The organism is Oceanobacillus picturae, assembly GCF_000612865.1.
GTDB classification, from domain to species: Bacteria; Bacillota; Bacilli; order Bacillales; family Amphibacillaceae; genus Oceanobacillus_B; species Oceanobacillus_B jordanicus.
Window position 1 is genome coordinate 52,534 of sequence record NZ_CCAX010000002.1, and the last position, 19,720, is coordinate 72,253.

At 36.5% G+C, this 19,720-nt stretch carries 21 protein-coding genes, 2 pseudogenes and 1 other annotated feature; of the genes and pseudogenes, 19 read left to right on the top strand and 4 right to left on the bottom strand.

Annotated elements, in window-relative coordinates:
• Nucleotides 1-50: 50 nt before the first annotated feature.
• Together BN988_RS11310 and BN988_RS11315 are read right to left on the bottom strand one after the other, a co-directional pair.
• Complete coding sequence (locus tag BN988_RS11310) at nucleotides 51-710, bottom strand: Type 1 glutamine amidotransferase-like domain-containing protein (RefSeq protein WP_051557899.1); 660 nt, start codon at nucleotides 708-710, stop codon at nucleotides 51-53.
• 207 nt (nucleotides 711-917) lie between these two features.
• Nucleotides 918-2,270 (bottom strand): transposase, encoded by a 1,353-nt coding sequence (locus BN988_RS11315; protein ID WP_036573490.1) that lies wholly within the window; start codon nucleotides 2,268-2,270, stop codon nucleotides 918-920.
• 803 nt (nucleotides 2,271-3,073) lie between these two features.
• Here BN988_RS11315 and BN988_RS11325 point away from each other — a divergent pair.
• The 4 genes and pseudogenes from BN988_RS11325 to BN988_RS11340 all read left to right on the top strand — a co-directional run bounded on the left by BN988_RS11325 (nucleotide 3,074) and on the right by BN988_RS11340 (nucleotide 8,649).
• Nucleotides 3,074-3,634, top strand: coding sequence for an AAA family ATPase (locus BN988_RS11325; RefSeq protein WP_036576877.1), 561 nt, complete (start codon nucleotides 3,074-3,076; stop codon nucleotides 3,632-3,634).
• A 50-nt stretch (nucleotides 3,635-3,684) separates the two neighbouring features.
• Complete coding sequence (locus tag BN988_RS11330; RefSeq protein WP_036576880.1) at nucleotides 3,685-4,122, top strand: GNAT family N-acetyltransferase; 438 nt, start codon at nucleotides 3,685-3,687, stop codon at nucleotides 4,120-4,122.
• 350 nt (nucleotides 4,123-4,472) lie between these two features.
• Nucleotides 4,473-4,705 (top strand) — a binding site (T-box leader).
• 270 nt (nucleotides 4,706-4,975) lie between these two features.
• A pseudogene (ileS, locus tag BN988_RS11335) lies at nucleotides 4,976-8,060 on the top strand (isoleucine--tRNA ligase).
• 133 nt (nucleotides 8,061-8,193) lie between these two features.
• A complete protein-coding gene (locus tag BN988_RS11340; RefSeq protein ID WP_036576882.1) occupies nucleotides 8,194-8,649 on the top strand; it encodes a DUF4362 domain-containing protein in 456 nt (151 codons plus the stop codon).
• Nucleotides 8,650-9,013: 364 nt separating this feature from the next.
• Here the strand turns inward: BN988_RS11340 and BN988_RS11345 are convergent, their stop codons facing one another.
• On the bottom strand, nucleotides 9,014-9,928 hold the full coding sequence (locus BN988_RS11345) for a class I SAM-dependent methyltransferase (protein WP_036576884.1): 915 nt from the start codon (nucleotides 9,926-9,928) through the stop codon (nucleotides 9,014-9,016).
• Between the two features lie 299 nt (nucleotides 9,929-10,227).
• Between BN988_RS11345 and BN988_RS11350 the strand changes: the two genes are divergently transcribed.
• The 9 genes and pseudogenes from BN988_RS11350 to BN988_RS11385 all read left to right on the top strand — a co-directional run bounded on the left by BN988_RS11350 (nucleotide 10,228) and on the right by BN988_RS11385 (nucleotide 15,540).
• Entirely contained in the window at nucleotides 10,228-10,689 is a 462-nt protein-coding gene (locus tag BN988_RS11350) for a hypothetical protein (protein WP_036576886.1), read from the top strand.
• 88 nt (nucleotides 10,690-10,777) lie between these two features.
• Nucleotides 10,778-11,107, top strand: a pseudogene (locus BN988_RS11355) (class I SAM-dependent methyltransferase); the annotation flags it as partial.
• Nucleotides 11,108-11,144: 37 nt separating this feature from the next.
• The gene (locus BN988_RS18915) at nucleotides 11,145-11,303 is read left to right on the top strand and encodes a DUF4871 domain-containing protein (protein WP_231495247.1); all 159 of its coding nucleotides are present in this window, start codon (nucleotides 11,145-11,147) and stop codon (nucleotides 11,301-11,303) included.
• A 76-nt stretch (nucleotides 11,304-11,379) separates the two neighbouring features.
• Nucleotides 11,380-11,922, top strand: coding sequence for a GNAT family N-acetyltransferase (locus BN988_RS11360; protein ID WP_036576888.1), 543 nt, complete (start codon nucleotides 11,380-11,382; stop codon nucleotides 11,920-11,922).
• A gap of 71 nt (nucleotides 11,923-11,993) precedes the next feature.
• Nucleotides 11,994-12,482, top strand: a complete 489-nt coding sequence (locus tag BN988_RS11365; protein ID WP_036576890.1) for an NUDIX hydrolase — start codon at nucleotides 11,994-11,996, stop codon at nucleotides 12,480-12,482.
• Nucleotides 12,483-12,501: 19 nt separating this feature from the next.
• Nucleotides 12,502-12,951 carry an NUDIX hydrolase gene (locus BN988_RS11370; protein WP_036576891.1) on the top strand — a complete coding sequence of 150 codons (450 nt, stop codon included), beginning with the start codon at nucleotides 12,502-12,504 and terminating at the stop codon, nucleotides 12,949-12,951.
• A gap of 154 nt (nucleotides 12,952-13,105) precedes the next feature.
• Entirely contained in the window at nucleotides 13,106-13,837 is a 732-nt protein-coding gene (locus BN988_RS11375) for an ABC transporter ATP-binding protein (RefSeq protein WP_036576893.1), read from the top strand.
• Nucleotides 13,827-14,849 carry an ABC transporter permease gene (locus tag BN988_RS11380; protein WP_036576895.1) on the top strand — a complete coding sequence of 341 codons (1,023 nt, stop codon included), beginning with the start codon at nucleotides 13,827-13,829 and terminating at the stop codon, nucleotides 14,847-14,849. Before BN988_RS11375 ends, BN988_RS11380 begins: the two co-directional genes overlap by 11 nt.
• Nucleotides 14,850-14,883: 34 nt before the next feature.
• Nucleotides 14,884-15,540, top strand: coding sequence for a TetR/AcrR family transcriptional regulator (locus BN988_RS11385; RefSeq protein WP_036576897.1), 657 nt, complete (start codon nucleotides 14,884-14,886; stop codon nucleotides 15,538-15,540).
• A gap of 223 nt (nucleotides 15,541-15,763) precedes the next feature.
• On the opposite strand, the gene BN988_RS19440 is transcribed toward BN988_RS11385, so the two are convergent.
• The gene (locus BN988_RS19440) at nucleotides 15,764-15,889 is read right to left on the bottom strand and encodes a putative holin-like toxin (protein WP_390620609.1); all 126 of its coding nucleotides are present in this window, start codon (nucleotides 15,887-15,889) and stop codon (nucleotides 15,764-15,766) included.
• Nucleotides 15,890-16,007: 118 nt separating this feature from the next.
• On the opposite strand from BN988_RS19440, the gene BN988_RS11390 reads away from it, so the two are divergent.
• From BN988_RS11390 to BN988_RS11410, 6 genes are all read left to right on the top strand, one after another.
• Nucleotides 16,008-16,670: an HAD family hydrolase gene (locus tag BN988_RS11390; RefSeq protein WP_036577489.1), complete on the top strand. Its 663-nt coding sequence runs from the start codon at nucleotides 16,008-16,010 to the stop codon at nucleotides 16,668-16,670.
• Between the two features lie 108 nt (nucleotides 16,671-16,778).
• Nucleotides 16,779-17,438, top strand: a complete 660-nt coding sequence (locus BN988_RS11395; protein WP_036576899.1) for a hypothetical protein — start codon at nucleotides 16,779-16,781, stop codon at nucleotides 17,436-17,438.
• 84 nt (nucleotides 17,439-17,522) lie between these two features.
• Nucleotides 17,523-17,870 carry a DUF1835 domain-containing protein gene (locus BN988_RS19315; protein WP_261796578.1) on the top strand — a complete coding sequence of 116 codons (348 nt, stop codon included), beginning with the start codon at nucleotides 17,523-17,525 and terminating at the stop codon, nucleotides 17,868-17,870.
• A 22-nt stretch (nucleotides 17,871-17,892) separates the two neighbouring features.
• Nucleotides 17,893-18,540: a DUF1835 domain-containing protein gene (locus BN988_RS19320; RefSeq protein WP_261796579.1), complete on the top strand. Its 648-nt coding sequence runs from the start codon at nucleotides 17,893-17,895 to the stop codon at nucleotides 18,538-18,540.
• A gap of 31 nt (nucleotides 18,541-18,571) precedes the next feature.
• Nucleotides 18,572-19,105: a GNAT family N-acetyltransferase gene (locus tag BN988_RS11405; RefSeq protein ID WP_036576900.1), complete on the top strand. Its 534-nt coding sequence runs from the start codon at nucleotides 18,572-18,574 to the stop codon at nucleotides 19,103-19,105.
• A gap of 141 nt (nucleotides 19,106-19,246) precedes the next feature.
• Complete coding sequence (locus tag BN988_RS11410) at nucleotides 19,247-19,711, top strand: NUDIX domain-containing protein (protein ID WP_036576903.1); 465 nt, start codon at nucleotides 19,247-19,249, stop codon at nucleotides 19,709-19,711.
• The last annotated feature ends 9 nt before the right edge of the window (nucleotides 19,712-19,720 follow it).

Here is a 19,720-nt window from a genome sequence, read left to right on the forward strand (position 1 = left end):
AACTAAAAAGAACCGTACAATTAATGAATATGTACGGCTAAATAATGCTTTTAATTTATTTTTCTTATGATGTCATTTTCTACACTATAAACACCACAACCTTCAATAGATTCAAGATATCCGTTTAGAAGGTAAACACAAGTGTTTTCATCTATACCATAATTTATATGGTTATTAAATTTATTGACTGCGTTTCTTAAATGAGTTTCATCATTCCATTGTGAAAAGTGTACAGCAATCAATACATCAGATATTAAACCCAATCCCCTTCTGTATTGAAATTCGTTTTGTTCGTTATCTTTAGGAGAAATAATACAGTGTTCAGGACTTATTAAAGCACCTGCCGAAAACCCAGCAATAGGGATACCTAGTTCATAGATTTCTTTTATGGTGTTAGAAATAGCGGTCTCAACAATGTAGTCAGCATATAAATTCGTATTCCCTCCGCCAATAATGAGTCCTGAACTATTTTTTAAACAAGTTATAACCTTTTCAATAGGTGTTGAAGGAAGGGGTAAATAATAGAATTCATTTAATCCTAATTCCTCCAATGCTTGTGTATATTTGGGCATATATTGTTCCCAGCCGTCCCTTTCTATAAATAAAATTGAGACGGGAGCATTTGTTGTTGATGCTTTTATTACAAACTGTTTTGTCATATTTAATGTGAATGGAGGACCGCCTCCAAAAAGAAATAAATGTTTATCCATCATATCACCTTCGTTTTTTATAGAATACTATAACATTCATTGTATTATAGCAACAATCTTTTAGAAAACAGCCTTTATTATTGAGGCAGGAACAGCTTTGCCGTATTTTGCCGCTATAGGTTTATTAACTGAGTCAATTTCATAATTGCTCTTTTTAAAAATACAAAGACGAGCCGAATTCTGATCTTGTATTCTTAAAAACAGGAATCATGCAGTTTTATGTTGGTTTAATCGTGCATTCATACGGTCTGCAGCTAATTTTGAAGCATTGTAAATAAGCGTGATCATATCAAAATGAACCTTGGCGCGCTTTCCGGTACGATAACGAACATTATTAAGTTGAAAAAACTCCTTAAGATATGCGTTTACGCGCTCAACAGCTGTACGACGTTTAAAGATTGTTCTCCAGGCTTTAGATCCACGAGCTGGCGCTGTGTATCTTCTGAGGTCTTGCGTTATCTTTACTTTATATACCTTTTGACAGATGCCTTCGTTAGCTAAAGGACAGCTACTGCACTCCTTTGGCCTCGTGAATTTCAGCGTTTCATAGTTGGCATCAAAGCTATCGTAACGGTAAGAATGCTCACGAAAACAAGTTGGGGCAAAGTATTTATCAAAGCCAATTGGTTCCCTTTCATTTTTCTTATTATAGGCAATGATAGACTGATTTCCCATTCGATGTACTTGTTCATAAATAGGTTCATAGTCGTAACCCGCATCCATTGTTTGGTAGCGCAAAGAAGAAAGAGCTAGTTCCTTCACCCCTTTTAATAAGGGAATGGCGGCTTTTCCGTCATTCAAACTTCCTGACGAAAAGAGTGACTGTAAAATATATTGACTAGATGTCCCAACAGCTAAATGGCCCTTGTAGCCGTACCAGAAAACATTTTTTCCTTCACTGTTCTTTTTTATGCCCCATTTTGGGGCTTGGGGGACTTCAGCCCGTAAGTCGGTTAAAGGTACGTCTAATTGCGCTTCTATTTTCTTTTCATAAAGAGGCAAGTTTGCTTCTATTTCAGCCTGTTCAAGTAACCATTGTTCCCGTTCTTCCTTGGGTTTGCGTCCACGTTTTTTAGGTTCTGTTTTGGGCTTATCTTCTTTGGGTGGTGCTTGATCACGTGCTTCGAAGTGAGTGGCATCAATGGCGACGGTGTTGTCACTAATAAAGCCTTCCACAATGGCTTGTAGGACTACTTTTTTCTGTTCTTCTTCTAGAACGCTAGAGTCACTAAGTTTCGTCAGCAGGCGAGAATAGGCAGCTTCGGAAGGTGTCTCGTCCGAGACAAGAAAACCACAGTTCAATTTAAAAACAAAATCATCATTCAGGCGTTTCACCAAATCTTTAATCGTTGGAATACGTTCAACTATGCGAATGAAAGAGCTGATAATCATCGCTGCATAATTAAGCTCCACAGGAGCGCCACGTCGTGATTTTTTATTCACTTCATGGAAGATTCGATCCACGTCTATCTCGGATATAATTGAATCATACCGTTGGGTAGGTTCCATCTTGTATAATTCTTGGATGCCAAATAAGCTTGTTTGTCGTATAATAGTCATAAGAAGTGCTCCTTCAGTCTTTTTATGGTTTTATAGTCAACTACCATTATACAAGATTTGGGGAGGTACTTCTTTTTTTGTCTCTCAAAAGCGTTGAGACAGAAGGATTAATAAATGAAATTCATTCAACTACAAATAATATACCTTTTTATCAATGGATCCCAACTATAGCTGCATACAATATTATTATGATTCTGCCAGCATTGTTTATCTTCTTTGGATATAAATTGTTTGGAAAGTGGATAAACTCTACCTTATTTACACTTCGGATTAAAATATCAAGCAGCTCAACTTCAGCCTTATCTTGGATAATGTGTTTAGTTGGGTTGGTATTAATTTTTTACACCATAGATTATCTATAATTAGTCTTGTGAATATAGTATTAACTAAAATGATATAAAGGTTGTAATCTAAAAATGTTGGCCGGAGACATTAATTAAGACTTTCACTTTTGTTTTTTCTTAGTTCTAAAAAATAATCACATATCGTACCAGTGCGTACAATGGGATGACGTCATAGTGTTACATAATAGTTTGATTGTCTACTCGGTGTGATCCAGAAAGGGCACTCCTGATTTTACAGAAGCGTTACAGGTTACAAGATTTATTTGGGTTGGTTTATTAAAGCAAGAAAATCCGTACATTGAATTTTACAATAAAAGCGTTTTCCGTTACTTAGTTTTTGACGTTGGTGTTATTGCTTATTTCCGTATAGAGCATAGCACGGAGTTTTGGTTATGTGGGATGACTTTATTAGGCTAATGTCCAGACGTCTACCCCTATTAAATTAAGGAGAGAAAGCATATGAAGTTTGTTCTTATTACTGGACCGCAAGCGGTAGGTAAAATGACAGTGGGGCAGGAGTTAGCAAAGATAACAGACCTAAAACTATTTCATAATCACATGACGATTGAATTGGTAAATCATTTTTTTGACTATGGCACGAAAGAAGGGAAAAGATTAGTAAACTTATTTCGGCAAGAGATATTTGAAGAAGTCTCAAAAAGTAATTTGGACGGAATGATTTTCACTTACTTATGGGCGTTTAATTTACAAGCTGATTGGGATTATGTAAACAGAGTAACGCAGCTATTTGAGTCCAAGGGGGCCACAGTCTACTATGTAGAACTAGAAGCTGATCTGGACGAGAGAATTCAACGTAATAAAAGTTCTAATAGGCTGGAACATAAACCCTCAAAAAGAAATATCGAATGGTCTGAAAGTAGGTTGAAAAAATCAATTGAGAATTATCGATTGAACTCGTTAGAAGGCGAAATTGAATTCCCGAACTATATAAAGATTAACAATACTAATTTGGGTGCGGAGGAAGTTGCAGAATTAGTTAAGAGGGAGTTTAATTTATAGAAGTTGACTGAGAAGCATATAAAAAGTTTTTGCATGGGGTGACTTGAAAAATGAAAATAAGAAAACCAAATGAGGTTGAAATTGAAAAGATATTATCACTTTCACCACAGGCGATATTTGAGGGAACTTTAGGAGAAGTAGAACCAACGATTGAAAAAGCAAAACAACTAGTAGAACCTCTTTTAAAAAGGGGGAGTAATTATTTAATAGCAACTGAAAACAATGTAATAACAGGTTGGGTTCTTATAGGGGGAAGCAAAGATCAGTTTTCAGATAAGGCACTCGGATTTATTTATGAATTGTTTGTTTTAGAGGAATACAGAGGTAAAGGCATTTCAAAGCAATTGATTAAAACAGGCGTTGAACAATTGAAACAAGAAGGATACTCCGAAATTCGTTTAAGCGTATTTGATGGAAATCCAGCAATTAAGATATATGAAAGTCTGGGCTTTAAAAACAGGACAATTACAATGAATATTTCATTATAAATAAACTTCTTTCACCGTTTGTTTGGGAGTAGCAATTTTAGTTTTATTTTAAAGCCACAAATTAACAGAAACCATCACAACTAGACAAACACCATAAAGAGACCAAGCTAAAATCTTATTACTTCTTGGAATGCCTTTTATTCGAAAAACCTTCATCAACTTGTAAGCCAAAAAAACAAAGAACAAAATGGATAACATCAAAAGTTCATTCAAATTTTTAGTCCCCTTTTATAGATCCAATTTTCAGTGTATATTCTATAATAGCAGAAAATACAAATAACAAACTAATAAATGTAAAAAATAAAGTTGACTTTCCCATCCCGGTTGGTTATGATTTGTATAATTTAATAAATAATTCGATGACGAGAAAGAGTAGCTATGTTTATCTTATCTACAGAGAGTTGACGATTGCTGAAAGTCAACGGTGAGACCATAATGAAAATCCTCTCCGAGAAGCAAAGTTGAAAAATTTTTAAACTTTGACGGCATTCTACCGATACCCAGGACGCGTATGATAGTACGTAGTGTAACAATTTGATAAAGACCACTACTATGGTTTTTTTATTTTGTTAAAAGTCGAATATATGTATATATATATGAACTCGATCCTACGTATGTGGGGTCGAGTTTTTTAATTGTTTACAAAGCAAGGATATGAATTTATTTGGTGATAGTTAAGCGTGGATAAGCCACGTCCAGCTCCAGCCCCCAGAAACTAGGCGACTTCAAGAATCGCCCTACGATAAGTCATCATCGGTTTAAGAGCTAACCGTGATTCCTTTATCTCAGTTGATTCTTTCCATTCGCTACGTTTCTAAACGGGTGCTTGCGCTTTAGTCCATTTAATGAGGTGATGATGGTGAAGGAAACCAATGTTGAAAGGGAATTAAGGGTTCGGAAAAAATGGGAAGCAGACAAAACATTTGAACGCTCTATAGCTAACCGTGAAGGGAGAGAAACCTATGTTTTTTATGAAGGTCCTCCAACTGCAAATGGGCTGCCACACGCGGGTCATGCCCTCGGAAGAACGATCAAGGATTTTGTAGCAAGATACAAAACAATGTCTGGTTACCAGGTACTGCGAAAAGCGGGTTGGGATACTCATGGCTTACCTGTGGAATTAGAAGTGGAAAAACAGTTAAATATTCGTGGAAAAGATGAGATCGAGGAATACGGTGTTGAGAATTTCATTCAAAAATGTAAAGAAAGTGTCTTTGCCTATGAGAGTGAGTGGAAACAATTCACGGAGGCACTTGGTTATTGGGTTGATATGGAAGACCCTTATGTAACACTAAAAAACGAGTACATTGAGTCTGTCTGGAACATCTTATCCACAATTCATGAGAAAGGTTATTTATATAAAGGGCATCGAGTTGTCCCATATTGTCCACATTGTGAGACTTCCCTTAGCTCTCATGAAGTGGCACAAGGCTATAAAGATGTTTCCGATTTATCTGTAACAGCTAAGTTTCGGTTAAAAGGCAGGACAAATGAATATCTTTTAGGCTGGACGACGACACCATGGACCTTGCCAGGAAATGCTGCTGTAGCAGTCAATCCTACTATGAACTATGTTCGTGTGAAGCATGACTCTGAAGTGTTTGTCCTTGCAGAATCTTTGGCTCCTACCGTGATGAAAGAGGAGTATGAGGTACTGGAAACTTTGAAAGGAAAAGACTTACTAGGCCTTTCGTATGAAGCACCTTTTGATTATGTGACGGTAACCAATGGACATAAAGTGATCGGGGCAGATTTTGTTACAGATACAAGTGGAACAGGTATCGTGCATATTGCACCAGCACATGGTGAAGATGATTACAAGGCAATACAGGATAATCAGTTTGATTATATCAATGTTGTGGATACAAAAGGTCGCTACACGGAAGAGATAAGACCACTTGCAGGGCGATTTGTAAAAGATTGTGATGTGGACATCATTAAAATGCTTTCAAAAGAAGATCTTTTATTCGAGAAGCAAAGATATGAACATAGTTATCCACACTGTTGGCGATGTGACAGTCCACTGCTTTATTACGCAATGGAAGGTTGGTTTATCCAGACAACAGCAGTGAAGGAAAGAATGCAAGCGAATAACCAGGAAGTTAGTTGGTTCCCTTCCCACATGAAAGATGGAAGGTTTGGGAACTTTTTAGATAACATGGTGGATTGGAATATAGGGCGAAACAGATATTGGGGAACCCCGTTAAACGTGTGGGTTTGTCAGGAATGTGGAGAAGAAAAGGCTCCACATTCAGCAAAAGAACTAAGAGAACTTGCTGTAGAAAAAGTGCCAGAAGATCTGGAATTGCACAAGCCTTATGTGGATAACGTTCATTTAACCTGTTCATGTGGTGGGAGAATGGATCGAACAAGCGAGGTTATCGATGTCTGGTTTGATAGTGGGTCCATGCCATTTGCTCAATACCATTACCCATTTGAAAATAAAGATTTGTTTCAAAAACAATTTCCTGCAGATGTCGTAATTGAGGGTGTTGACCAAACAAGAGGTTGGTTTTATAGCTTATTAGCAGTTTCTACACTGTTTACAGGACAATCACCATATAAGCGCGTCCTTTCCTTAGGGCATATTTTAGATGAAAATGGTCAAAAGATGTCGAAAAGTAAGGGAAATGCTTTGAATCCAACGGAGCTAATTGAAGAGTTTGGTGCTGATTCGTTAAGGTGGGCCTTGTTAGCGGACAGCTCACCATGGAACAATAAACGCTTTTCTAAAAAAACGGTGAGCCATGCAAAATCCAAAGTCATTGATACTCTGTTAAATGTGTACTCGTTTTATTCCATGTATGCAGAAATTGATCAATTCAACCCAGCTAGTGACTTGGGAGGGGATCCAACAACACTCGATAAATGGGTTGTTTCTCGTTTAAACACCGTTACAAGGGAAGTGGTTCAAAGTCTAGAGGATTATGACATCACCAAAGGGGCAAGAACCATCGCCACCTTTGTTGATGAACTTAGTAATTGGTATGTAAGGCGTTCAAGACAACGTTTTTGGAGTAATGGAATGACGGAGGATAAGCGAGCAGCATTTAGTACCTTATTTGAGGTTTTAAAGAAGCTTTCTCAACTCATGGCTCCCTACACGCCATTTGTTTCAGAAGACATATACACAAGCTTAATGAATGAAAGTGTGCATATCTCGGATTATCCACAACCAGATGAAAAACTTGTGGATGAACAATTAGAAAAAGATATGGATGCCGTATTGGAAATTATAGAGCTTACTAGATCGCTGCGCAATACAGTTGGAATAAAAACGAAACAGCCACTAGCCAGGTTGGTTATCGTGCCTGCAGAAGCATCTAATCTGTCTGGTTTGCACAATTATGTTTCTATCATAAAAGATGAAATGAATATAAAGGACGTAACATTTAAAGAAGTTGCTCGAGAATTAATACAGTTCGAGATGAAGTTAAATTTCTCAGTTGCTGGACCAAAGCTGGGTAAATCTCTAGGTGAAGTGAAAAACAAAGTAGAAGCATTAGGGAACCTGGGAAAAGGCGAAATTCCTTGAAGAGAGCGAATTGCAGGTAGTACTAAATTCAGGTGACACTGTAAAACTCACTAAAGAGGACGTTCTTGTTGAGAGAAAGGGAAGAGATGACTTTGCATTACTGGAAGGTAGTCATTTCCTAACCCTATTAGATACAAATGTAACGCGAGAATTAAAAGAAGAAGGGTTAGTAAGAGAAATAATTCGAGCAGTCCAAACATATCGAAAAGAATTGAATTTACCAGTCGATTTACGAGTAGACTTATTCATCCAGGCTCATACATGGCTGCAAAACGTTCTGGTTGAGCATGATGAATTAATGCAACGGAACCTAATATTAAACAATGTTCATTTTGAAGGTAAACCAGATATGAGAAGTTTCCATGTAGAAGGCAATGAAATAAAGATGTTTATTAAATCATAGGAAAACCATGTAGGATAAGACACCTTGCTAAACAGGAGCAAGGTGTCTTTTTTACATAAGTTTTTAGTAGGTTGAATTAAATGAAACATCCTTCAGATAAAAACGTCTTACTTATTGGGGAGGAATAAATACAATGCAAAAGTTATTGCGATTTGTAAGTGTTTTAATTATTACCTTGGTCGTTGTAGGTTGTCAGAATACAGAGTACTCAACAAAACCGAATCAAGAACAAAATAATATTCCTGATTACACCCCTTCAACTGAAGACGTTAAAGATAGAAATGGTGATATTGAGAATATAAAGAGGTTTGAAGAATTTCGTCAGAATGTGGAAAATGGACGGAAAGATAGCGTTAGAGTAGTGAGGTATACCACTGAAGGTGACCCAATGCTGCACGACCTAGAATATAGCGGGGAAATAATAACTTCAACACGTGACACTAGAAGGGATACGTTTGGCGACGGTGAGATTAATACCACAACTTGTACCTCAATAAAAATAATAGAATCCACAGAAAGTACGGAGTACGTTTTAGAGGGTTGCGAGAATGTTGAAGACGATATTATTTTAGTGAATTTAAACTTATAGGTGTTGAGTAGTGCTGAAAATATGACACATCGTTTCTATACATATGGCTTTGTCATAAATTATAATACCCAAAGAACACCTGGAAAAGGTAGTGCAATTTTCCTTCTTACTGGAAGCGGTTATACACTTGGTTGTGTAGCAACTTCTCAATCAAATGTCGTATCAATTTTATAGTGGTTGGACCCATCTAAAAATCCAGTAATCGTTATGACTCCTAGTCAAAATTTGAGTAACTACTAAAAGCTAAAAGACCTCCAGTGTAGGTCTTTGCCAAGGGATTTAAATAAAATGCATGCTAGGGTTATTTTGGAATATATCATGAATAGTGGTGCCTCTCTATTAGTGAGAGGCCTGTTTGAAATATTTACTTCTTTACTGCATGAATGTAATGAATTGTTTCAAATGCGGTTAAGTAATCGTTTCGATTGCTAAAATATTGCTCATTAATTTTGTAAGGAGATAACTGTTCATAGATTAGCAAACCTGATTTCTCTAACACCTTTTCCATTTCCGATATAGAGTAACATGATTTCATGGGCTCTCCGCTAGCTTCGGCCATTTTAACCATGTTCTCTACCCTGTTTGAGAGCCCTTTTTCTTCAAAAAGACATTCGTCTGCATAATCAAAAACAATAGAGCTCCCAGTTGGAACTTTGGAGAATAGTTCTTCTAATAAGCTAGAAAACTCATTTTTAGTTAGGTAATAAGAAACTCCTAGCAAACTAAAAAATGTTCTTTCATATTTAAAGTTTTTTTCTAGTAGTTTTTTATATGAAAATATGTCTGTAAAATCCATTGGAACAAAATGGATATTACTCGGTATTTTTATATTAACTTCATCCAATCTTTTCACTTTAAATTGTTGTGTAGATGGATGATCAATTTCAAAAATTTCAATGGTATTCTCCAATTCAGGATGTCTTATGGAAAACGTATCGAAGCCAGCTCCGAGTATTGCATATTGCTTTACCCCTAAACTAATTTCATTCTGTAAAACACTTTCACGATACGCCGCACGCGCCAAAGGTGTAGGAGATAACTGTACTTGTGTGATCCATTTTAATATTTCTTCTGGTTTATCCTTATACTTTTCTGCAATTTCTTTGTTGAAGAACTGAATGCCTTTCACCATATTCTCTTCAATGTTATGAAAATCTTGTTGGGAAAGTAACTGTATAGCGATAAAGTCATCAAAGATCTTTGGCGAGTCATATTTACTATGATATGCCCGACCGAATGCCGATACTAAAGAAGTTAAACTGGATTCATTCTGCTTCATACCAATTTCCTCCTATAAAAATAAGATTCCCCTGGCCAGGAGAATCTTATTATATACAATAAATAAATAACTGTAAATTATAGCATAAATAAATTATTTTGTCAAATATTTAGAACTGAACTGTTATTGGTTGCGCCCCTTTTTAACAAAGGTGTTTTATGAATTAAAAGCCCATAATCGGAAATAATCGCGCGAATATTATGTTAATATTATTAGGAAGTAGTGGAGTATAAACACAGTAAGTACATGGATAGCTATTAATTAAAAATAACGTAAATTTTACTAAGGCGGGAGAAACCATGACCCAATATATTTATATCGCTTCGCCAATGAGTTTGCCACAAGGTTCATTTGGTGAGAATCCCATATCCCCTGAGAAACCAAATGTCTTCAAAACTGAACTTGATTTTGTACATTTAAGTTTCGAAACTAATTACGATAGTGAGATAAAAAAGCGATTTTCTTATAGTCCCCATTTTACATATAAACATCAAGTAGCAGGATATGCTAACCAAATCCCTTTTCCAAACACCATAAGTGGAAGTTCAGAGGAAGAAAAGTGCTTAAGGATTCTCTATAACTATTTAGAAGGAGCGATTGAAAAAAGTAGTATTGTAGAGTATTTTACCTCTTTAAATGGGGATGAAGACTTAGCGCTTTCAAACAAAAGAAGCGTTAACTGGGAAGATATAAAAGATCCCTATGACTTGGTTATAGAAGACCGTGAATTATTGGAGATTACTTTGTGGAAATGCAGTTAATGGAGGCAAATTTCGTAGTTTACGGTCAATAGGAAGTTGAGTAGGTAATAGCATTGAGGGGACTTTTTAGAAGCAGGAGGAGGATTCTGTGAATAGAGTTGAATATATTCGAAGAGAAGAGAAGAAATATCATGATGTATGTTATGAAAACTATAAATTATTTGAAGAGGGGTCCTGGCTATACAAGCCTGTAAAAACGGTAATGGAACAAGCCCCACTACTAAAAGATAATAAAGACATTCGTGTTCTTGATTTAGGGGCTGGTGTAGGACGAAACAGCATTCCAATTGCTAATGAATTAAAGCACAATGCTGGAAAGGTTGTTTGTGTAGATTTGTTATCCTCTGCAATAGAGGAATTAAGCCGATACAGTAAAGAATATGATGTTGAAGAAGTAATTGAATTAGAGCACTCTGATAGCATTTAAGCAAGGTGAAGAAGAATCGATAAACCCCATTACATTCAAAGATGAAAGTTTAACTCCTCTTAGTGAATCCATTAACGGGCATGCTCGTTCAACTGTAATGTTTCCATCATCAGGTGCATGGAAGTTAGAGGTTTATATTGATGAGAAATATTTTGATGAAATAATCGTAGATGTTACGCAGGAATGATAAATTTCGAACTACAACAATTTGCCACAGTTTAGTAGAAGATCCTAAGAGTGGGAGAACAATGGGAGGAAAGGATATGTTAATCAATACAGACAGACTATTGATACGAGATTTTCAATTAGAAGATTGGGAATCTGTTTTGAAGTATACATCTGATAGTAACGTGATGGAATATATACCTGAAGGAGTGTTATCTGAAAAGGGAGTAAAGGATCTTATAAGAGAAAACGTCGGAGAGAATGCTGAAAAATTCCCTGTGATTTTTAAGGAAGAAAATGCACTTATAGGTCATATGGTTTTTCATAAATGGGGTGGAGAGAGAACTTATGAGATAGGGTGGGTGTTTAATCCACAATATCACAACAAAGGGCTCGCATCAGAAGCCGCAATGGCTATTCTCAAGTATAGTTTTGAAGAATTGAAAATTCATCGGATAATTGCCACTTGTCAACCTCAAAATATTGCTTCTTACCGTGTTATGGAGAAGGTTGGGATGAGGAGAGAGGGCCATTTTAAGAAATGTATTCCTGCAAATTATAAAAAAGGTAGTAGGGATTGGTGGGATGAATACTTTTATGCGATTTTAGCTGAGGAGTGGGAGGACAAAACAAAGTTGTAATGAAAAATGAAACAAGCTGATTGAAGTAAAAATGTTTTTCCTCATGTGATTTTTTATGTAAGGGGGCCATTATGTCACAAATTAAAAAATTCCACAGAGCTTTTGGCGTTTATGGAATTTATATAGAAGACAACAAACTCTTAGTTATAAACAAAAGCAGAGGACCATATAAAAACCGTTATGACCTTCCTGGTGGTAGTTTAGAGGAAGGGGAGGGCTTATCAATTGCGATGCAAAGAGAGTTTAAAGAAGAAACGGGAATTGATATCGAGATCCTTAAAAACCTGGGCGCAATTGATTTCATCGCTCCTTGGGACTGGAAAGGATTTACGCATGTTCATCATATTGCGGTGTACTATGAGGTCAAAAGAATAGGAGGCAAAATAATCAAACCTGCACAGTTCGAGGGACAGGATTCTCTTGGCGCTGTTTGGGTAACAAAGGAAGAAGTATCACTAGATAATGCCTCTCCGTTAGTACTTAAAGCACTTGAGTGGATAAATAAGAACGAACTTGGAATAGAAACTGTCTGTTACGATCAATGGGAAGTTAAAGAGTAAATATAAAGTAGGTGTGGTAATGAGGCTGATTTTCGGCAGTAAGAATGAGCACGTGGAATATAGAGTTAGAAAAGGCGCTTATGCTGTTATTTTCAATGATTTAAAAGATAAAGTATTAGCTGTCCAGACCCCTAGTGGTCATCACTTTTTACCCGGAGGAGGAATGGAAGATAATGAAAGTGAAATAGAATGCTTGAAAAGAGAGATGATAGAAGAAACAGGGAACAAAATAGAAATAAACTCCTTTATAGGTAATGCCATATGTTACTTTTACTCTACCAAAAATGAACCTCTATTAAGTGATGGGTATTTTTATCGAGCAAAACTATTGGAGAGAGTGCAAGATCCGGTAGAAGTGCATCATTATGCAAAGTGGGTAAAGCTAGAAGAAATGGAGGATTCTTTTTTTCATGAGCATCAAATTTGGGCAATTAAGAAAGGGTTAAATAGTAGAGTTACATTAACTTAGGTTTGGAATGCTAGCGCGTAAAATCCTACGGTTATAGTGGATTAGAAAGGAAGTAGAACAAACTAGAAATGAGTGATTACTCACTTTACAAATGACTTCAAACAAACTAAAATAAAAGTGAGTAATCACTCACTAAGCTGTAAGGAGGAATTACATGACTAAAGACATTCTTTCAATAAGTAAAGTCGAGAAATCTTATGCAGGGAAAGAGGTGCTGGGTTCCATTTCCTTCGCTTTAGAAAAGCCAGAAATCTTTGGACTGCTCGGTCCTTCAGGGGCAGGAAAGACGACGCTCGTGAAGATTATTGCTGGTATTGAAGAAGCTACAAATGGCAATGCCGCTATTCTTGGAACAAATATGCCTAACCTCCAACAAATGAAGAAAATTGGTTATATGGCTCAGTCGGATGCTTTATACAGTGAGTTAACTGCAAAAGAAAACATCATGTTCTTTTCCGCGTTATATGGACTAAAGAAAAGCGAGATAAAGCGGCGTATTCAGGAAATCATAGCAATGGTCGACCTCGAACAAGACATGAATAAAAAGGTAGCGGATTTCTCTGGTGGCATGAAACGAAGGTTATCACTAGCCATTGCATTAATGCACGAACCAAAGATACTCATATTGGATGAGCCAACTGTAGGAATTGATCCGGTTCTGCGGAGAAAGATTTGGGATAACTTTCAAGAGCTGAAAGCTTCTGGTACGACAATTATCGTCACAACGCATGTCATGGATGAAGCGGAAAAGTGTGATCGCCTGGGAATGATTAGAGATGGAGAGATGATTGCGATCGGGAGCCCTGATGATTTAAAGTCAGAAACACAAACAGAGAGTATTGAAGACGCCTTTTTATATTATGGAGGTGTGCTGCATGCGAATTAAAGCGATGGTTACACGTATTATTAAGCAATTCGTCCACGACAAACGGACAATCGCGTTATTGATTGTAGCACCAATCCTTGTTCTAACCCTGTTATCACTAGTTTTTAATGGTAAAGAATATACTCCCAAACTGGCACTTGTGGATGTTTCAGCGCCGATCTCAACGGCACTTGAAGAAAGCGAGGCTGAGGTTTCTAATCAATCATTATCTGAAGCAGAGGAAATGCTCGAAGAAAAGCAGTTGGATGCCTATATTACGCTTGAAAATAATACTCCTACCATTACATTGGAAGGGAGTGATCCTACAGCAAACCGTGCTACACTGCAGGTGATTCAAAATGTAATAAGCGAGCAACAACAAAATGAAAATGTAGCAATGGAAATTGATTATTTACACGGTAGTGAGGATATGACTTCCTTCAATAATTTTGGACCAGTATTTATCGGCTTCTTTGCTTTCTTCTTTGTCTTTCTAATTGCGGGTGTATCATTTCTAAGAGAGCGAACCACAGGCACACTCGAAAGATTGCTGGCTAGTCCAATCAGACGGTGGGAAATAGTTGTCGGTTATGTGGTGGGATTTGGCTTCTTTACTGCGCTACAAACGATTATTCTGGCATGGTATGCAATATATATTTTAGATATGATGATGGTTGGAAACTTTCTATACGTCCTCTTAATTTCATTAATGACAGCCTTTGTGGCTCTTACTCTAGGTACATTACTGTCCACATTTGCTAATAATGAGCTGCAGATGATTCAATTTATTCCTATCGTTATTGTGCCGCAGTTTTTCTTTTCTGGTGTATTTAACCTAGAAACAATATCGGATTGGGTGAGCTGGATCGGACCATACACTCCGTTATACTACGCTGCAGATGCATTACAAGATATTATGGTTCGTGGGTATGGGTGGCAAGAGATTGCCATCGACTTTTATATCCTTTTAGGTTTTTCTTTAGTATTCATGCTATTAAATACATTGGCATTGAAGAAACACCGTCGTTTATAATAGAGGGAGAATAAAAGGCTGAAGGAGTTTGATGATGACAAGAGATGATACAAATGAAGAATCTATCTTTGAATTGAGTGTAGAAGAAAATAAAGAATTAACCCAAAAACAAAAACAAATTCTCGAAGCAGCCATTAATATATTTGCTGAAAAAGGTTACGCAGCTTCCTCAACAAGTGAAATTGCCAAACAAGCGGGTGTTGCTGAAGGGACAATTTTTAGACATTACAAAACCAAAAAAGATTTACTGATTTCGATTGTTTCTCCTATAATGAGCCGGTTAGTGGCACCTTTTGTAATCAATGATTTTAAAAAAGTTCTTCACACAGACTATGAGACAGTTGAAGAACTACTAAGAGCTATATTATTTAACCGAAAAGCTTTTGCAGAGAAAAATCTCCCAATCATTAAAATCATGCTTCAAGAAATCCCTTTTCACCCGGAATTGAAAGAACAGTTTATGAAGCATGTTGCAAGTAAGGTCTACACACGGCTAGAGGATATTGTGACGCATTTTCAGTCTCAAGGGCAAATAATCGATATGCCAGCATCCTCCATTATAAGGCTAATAGCTTCTTCGATGATTAGTTATTTAGTAACACGCTTTATGATAATGCCGGAGGCTGATTGGGATGATGAAGCAGAAATTGAGCGGACCATTCAATATGTTATGAGTGGGATAGGAAAATAGCAGAGGTTGCTCATGATGCACATCTAAAACAAGAATTGTAATATGAATAAGTCAGAGTTTTCTTTTTATCCAGAATCGGGTATACTAAACGTAGATAATCATAAAATAAAATACCGTTAATGCTGTAACACTAACGGTATCAGTGCAGTAGCCCTTCAAAGGGGCGACTCGCTAATTGGTTGATAAAATAACCACCTACTTAGCTGTCAGGCGCGTAGGGTGGTTATTTTTTATTGTTAAACGACAGGATAGCAACGATTAACGTTCCAAAAGAAATCATCAGAACAATTGCCTCAAATACTGCCATTGGCATCACCCCCTTTCTAAAAGGGAGCGAGCCACCACCCATGACAACCTTATGCACTTATGTGAATTATAGCCAGCGAAGGGAAAAGATGAAAACTTACTGCTGTATTTTAATGGTTTTATCGTATAAAAAAATACAAGGAAAAAGGATTGAGATGAAAATGATTAAAGCAGTTATCTTCGACTTAGATGGTACATTGTTAAATAGGGATGCTTCTGTACTAAAATTTGTAGAAAACCAGTATGACAGGTTGAATAGAGGGCTTAGCCATATCTCGAAAGAAATTTATATTTCCAGATTTATAGAATTGGATTGTCGGGGTTATGTGTGGAAGGATAAAGTTTACCAGCAGATGGTTGATGAATTCAGAATTACCTATTTAACTTGGGAAATGCTGCTTAATGATTACATAACCGAGTTTCACCATAGCTGTGTCCCATTTCCCAATTTAATTGCTCTATTTGAAGATTTGAAAAAGGAATCAATTCAATTAGGGTTGATTACAAATGGAAAAGGTCAATTCCAGATGGACAATATAGGGGCGTTAGGAATTGATAGCTTCTTCGATACAATCCTTATTTCTGAATATGAAGGGATGAAAAAGCCCAATCCGCAAATCTTTTTAAAAGGCCTGAATCAATTGAATGTACTTACTAATGAGAGCGTTTACGTTGGGGATCACCCTGAAAATGATGTGAAAGGCGCAGAAAATGTAGGGATGGTTGGCATATGGAAGAGGGATTTAGCCTGGGGGGATGTTAAGGCACAGTATGTTATTGATGATTTAAAAGAGCTTCCTTTAATTATTCGAGAATTAGGTTAGACATAGAGAGGAATAATTATTTTAGAAATGTTTGTTAATTTAAACAATTTTTCCTTCCTCTGTTGTAAGATAGAGCAAAAGGATTTTACACATATAAGGGGGATTTGTATGTTCAAAAGTAAAAAACTGTTTTATATTGCCCTCATTTTCTTCTTTATTTCTATGGGCTTAAATTTTCCATTTCCACACAAAAGTCCTTATGGAGAGACAATTTCATCTATACTCAACATACCTATTGAAACGGTTAATGGTTTTCAATTTGTGGGGATCACCTCACTTGTTCTATTGATAGCAAGTTTAATTTTTCTTACCAGATCATTAAAAAAATATAGCGCCCGTGCTGTCCTTATTGCTATTCTTATTTCAATGTTTTTACCCATGATGCTTGTTAATCTTTATCAAAAAAACCTAGCTACGGGCATCTATGCTATTTCTTATGAAAGAGAATGGAGTAGTTGTGAATTTGAAATGATTGATGATGTAACGTTGCACGGAGAATGTGAACTACCTTTTGAAAATTATAGAGGTAATGTAAACAAATTCACTGTTGAATTCCAGGAAAGGTACTATGCAGATGATGAGGTGTCCATGCTATCACTTATGAACCAAACCGCCCCTTATGAAGTGCGGTTAGAAGGCAATGAGAAAAAAGTAGTAAAAATAAACGTGGATATAGATGTATCAAATATGGAAAACCATGTAGAGAATGGATCAGCGAAAGGTATAAATATTATTATTAAATCAGGAGATAATTTACGGAAGCTATAAAATTCATAAAAAAATAAAGAAGTACATTACCTAACCTATTATTCCTCGGAGTGATTATATGTGTAATTAATTGGAGGGGGAGCGATGAATAAAGACCTAAAACGTAATATAGATAAGTTGACGGAAGAAGAAGTAAGAAGTGTCCTATTACAAACGTTGGTTCGATTAGAAATGGTGCAGGAATCGAATGAATCACCAAGCCTTTTGCTAGATGATTTACATAACTGGCATAACAGAATCCTCCAATTTGCGCAAAATAAAGGAAGAGAATTTGACAGAGAATATAATAGTGTACATATAGTGTGTGGAGAATCTTCAGCAGGTTCGCTGAAAGTAGGGTTGGAGCAAGAAAATAAGGTGATTGGTTTTCCTGATTTTTTGGCTGTTGGGCCTATTCAAAAGCTTCATAAGGAAAGTTGGGCGCGAGTGTAGATATGAATGGTTGAGAGACCATTTGAATTATGGAGACGACTATATAGAAGAATATAAAAGTAAATTCTCAAATACACTTGATGAAATAGCTGCTATCCCAGATGATTTACCATTAATTATATGGACGGCTGAAAATGCAGATGAACAAACAGGACTACGTTATCTTTTGTATCTGCTAAAAGAAAAAAAGAACGATGTTTATTTGTTAAATACAACACTAGCATTTCAGGAATTATATGATACAACTGAGTTTCAGTATCTTTATCCTCGCACGGGAGAAGTTCAGCCTGAGAAATTAAACACAATTTACCATATGAAGTTACCAAAGCCTTTAACTATAGAGGACAGAATTCAGTTTGAAAAAGAGTGGATAATTCTATCAGAAACGGAAGATGTACTGCGGATTTGGGAGAGTCGAGAAATTAAAGGGGTAAGTGAAGATTATTTCGATGAACTAATCCTGACCACGGCTCGTAAATTGCATGCTGAACAAAAAGAAAAGGATTTTATTAAAGCTGCGAGGTTAATTGGCGAAGTATTTGGCCACATAGATAACAATGTTGGGGATCCTTTTTTAGAATATAGGGTGAGAACTCTAATATATGGTGGATTCTTTGAAATCAAGGGAATCCCGAAAGCTATGCGGTTTTATAGTATAAAATTAAAGTGATTTGCTGGAAAAGATAAGGGAGAGTTTTTATATGATAAAGGGAAATAATGTATATTTACGACCAATTATTGACAAGGACATAGAAGGCATCTTTAATAGTCTTCATGACGAGGAAGGTCTTTACATGACTGGTACGCGCAAGGTGTTTACGATGGAAGAGGTTCGAAATGCTTATGAGCGGTTTAACAAAGATTCCACTCGTCACGACTTCGCTATTTGTTTAGTAGAAAACGACCAAATGATAGGTGATCTTGCAATCAATGACATCGACCTAGATAACAGGAAAGCGATGTTCCGAATTGCCATACATAGTAGGGATAACTACGGGAAAGGGTATGGTACGGAAGCGGTTAGGCTTGCTCAGAAATTTACTTTTGAAGAGCTACGTCTAAATCGATTAGAGTTACAGGTCTATTCTCATAATCCAAGAGGGATACGCTCCTACGAAAAAGCTGGCTTTAAGAGAGAAGGAATATTAAGACAGTCCCTCTTTATGAAAAACCAATATTCAGATGAAATCATAATGAGCATCCTATACGATGATTATGTTGGGGGCAAATTATAGAGGGGCGAAAATCTTATTAACAATTTCATTTTCACTAATGAAGGCGACTTTTCACATCAATTAATAGAAAAGTTCGCCTTTTTTGTTTCTTTTTATTGTAAGATAGAGTAAGAGAAATTTGTAAGATTTTGGAGGGTGAAAATGGGGATTAGGAACTCAGCAAAGGCGATTATTATTCAGGAAGCTCAATTGTTGGCAATAAAAAAACAAGATCAAGATGGCTATTACTATATTTTACCTGGCGGTGGACAGGAATTTGGAGAAACACTGCACCAAACACTAAAAAGAGAGTGTATCGAGGAGATCAATGTTGCTGTAGAAATTGGTGACCTAATCTTTATACGAGAATATATCGGTAAAAACCATGAACACTATGAGTTTGATTCCGAAGCTCACCGAATGAACTATATGTTTTTATGCCGTATTGCAGAAGGGGATACAAATTTAGGAAATGGTACAGCACCAGATGATGGACAAATTGGTGTCGAATGGCTTCCTTTATCCGAGCTACTGAATTATAGGCTTTACCCTCAAACACTTCGTAAATACATCATTGACTATAATGAAGGGAAAGAAGCGCCTGTTTACTTAGGTGATTTAAATTAATTAGAAAAA

Bases quoted from the DNA above. Each gene is read 5' to 3' on its own strand.
- BN988_RS11365 (WP_036576890.1), top strand. From the start codon at position 11,994: ATGTCACAAATTAAAAAATTCCACAGAGCTTTTGGCGTTTATGGAATT.
- BN988_RS11340 (WP_036576882.1), top strand. From the start codon at position 8,194: ATGCAAAAGTTATTGCGATTTGTAAGTGTTTTAATTATTACCTTGGTC.
- BN988_RS11385 (WP_036576897.1), top strand. From the start codon at position 14,884: ATGACAAGAGATGATACAAATGAAGAATCTATCTTTGAATTGAGTGTA.
- BN988_RS19440 (WP_390620609.1), bottom strand. From the start codon at position 15,889: ATGGGTGGTGGCTCGCTCCCTTTTAGAAAGGGGGTGATGCCAATGGCA.
- BN988_RS11405 (WP_036576900.1), top strand. From the start codon at position 18,572: ATGATAAAGGGAAATAATGTATATTTACGACCAATTATTGACAAGGAC.
- BN988_RS11360 (WP_036576888.1), top strand. From the start codon at position 11,380: ATGTTAATCAATACAGACAGACTATTGATACGAGATTTTCAATTAGAA.
- BN988_RS11370 (WP_036576891.1), top strand. From the start codon at position 12,502: ATGAGGCTGATTTTCGGCAGTAAGAATGAGCACGTGGAATATAGAGTT.
- BN988_RS11315 (WP_036573490.1), bottom strand. From the start codon at position 2,270: ATGACTATTATACGACAAACAAGCTTATTTGGCATCCAAGAATTATAC.
- BN988_RS11390 (WP_036577489.1), top strand. From the start codon at position 16,008: ATGATTAAAGCAGTTATCTTCGACTTAGATGGTACATTGTTAAATAGG.
- BN988_RS11330 (WP_036576880.1), top strand. From the start codon at position 3,685: ATGAAAATAAGAAAACCAAATGAGGTTGAAATTGAAAAGATATTATCA.
- BN988_RS11325 (WP_036576877.1), top strand. From the start codon at position 3,074: ATGAAGTTTGTTCTTATTACTGGACCGCAAGCGGTAGGTAAAATGACA.
- BN988_RS11380 (WP_036576895.1), top strand. From the start codon at position 13,827: ATGCGAATTAAAGCGATGGTTACACGTATTATTAAGCAATTCGTCCAC.
- BN988_RS11410 (WP_036576903.1), top strand. From the start codon at position 19,247: ATGGGGATTAGGAACTCAGCAAAGGCGATTATTATTCAGGAAGCTCAA.
- BN988_RS11345 (WP_036576884.1), bottom strand. From the start codon at position 9,928: ATGAAGCAGAATGAATCCAGTTTAACTTCTTTAGTATCGGCATTCGGT.
- BN988_RS11375 (WP_036576893.1), top strand. From the start codon at position 13,106: ATGACTAAAGACATTCTTTCAATAAGTAAAGTCGAGAAATCTTATGCA.
- BN988_RS11350 (WP_036576886.1), top strand. From the start codon at position 10,228: ATGACCCAATATATTTATATCGCTTCGCCAATGAGTTTGCCACAAGGT.
- BN988_RS11310 (WP_051557899.1), bottom strand. From the start codon at position 710: ATGGATAAACATTTATTTCTTTTTGGAGGCGGTCCTCCATTCACATTA.
- BN988_RS19315 (WP_261796578.1), top strand. From the start codon at position 17,523: ATGAATAAAGACCTAAAACGTAATATAGATAAGTTGACGGAAGAAGAA.
- BN988_RS11395 (WP_036576899.1), top strand. From the start codon at position 16,779: ATGTTCAAAAGTAAAAAACTGTTTTATATTGCCCTCATTTTCTTCTTT.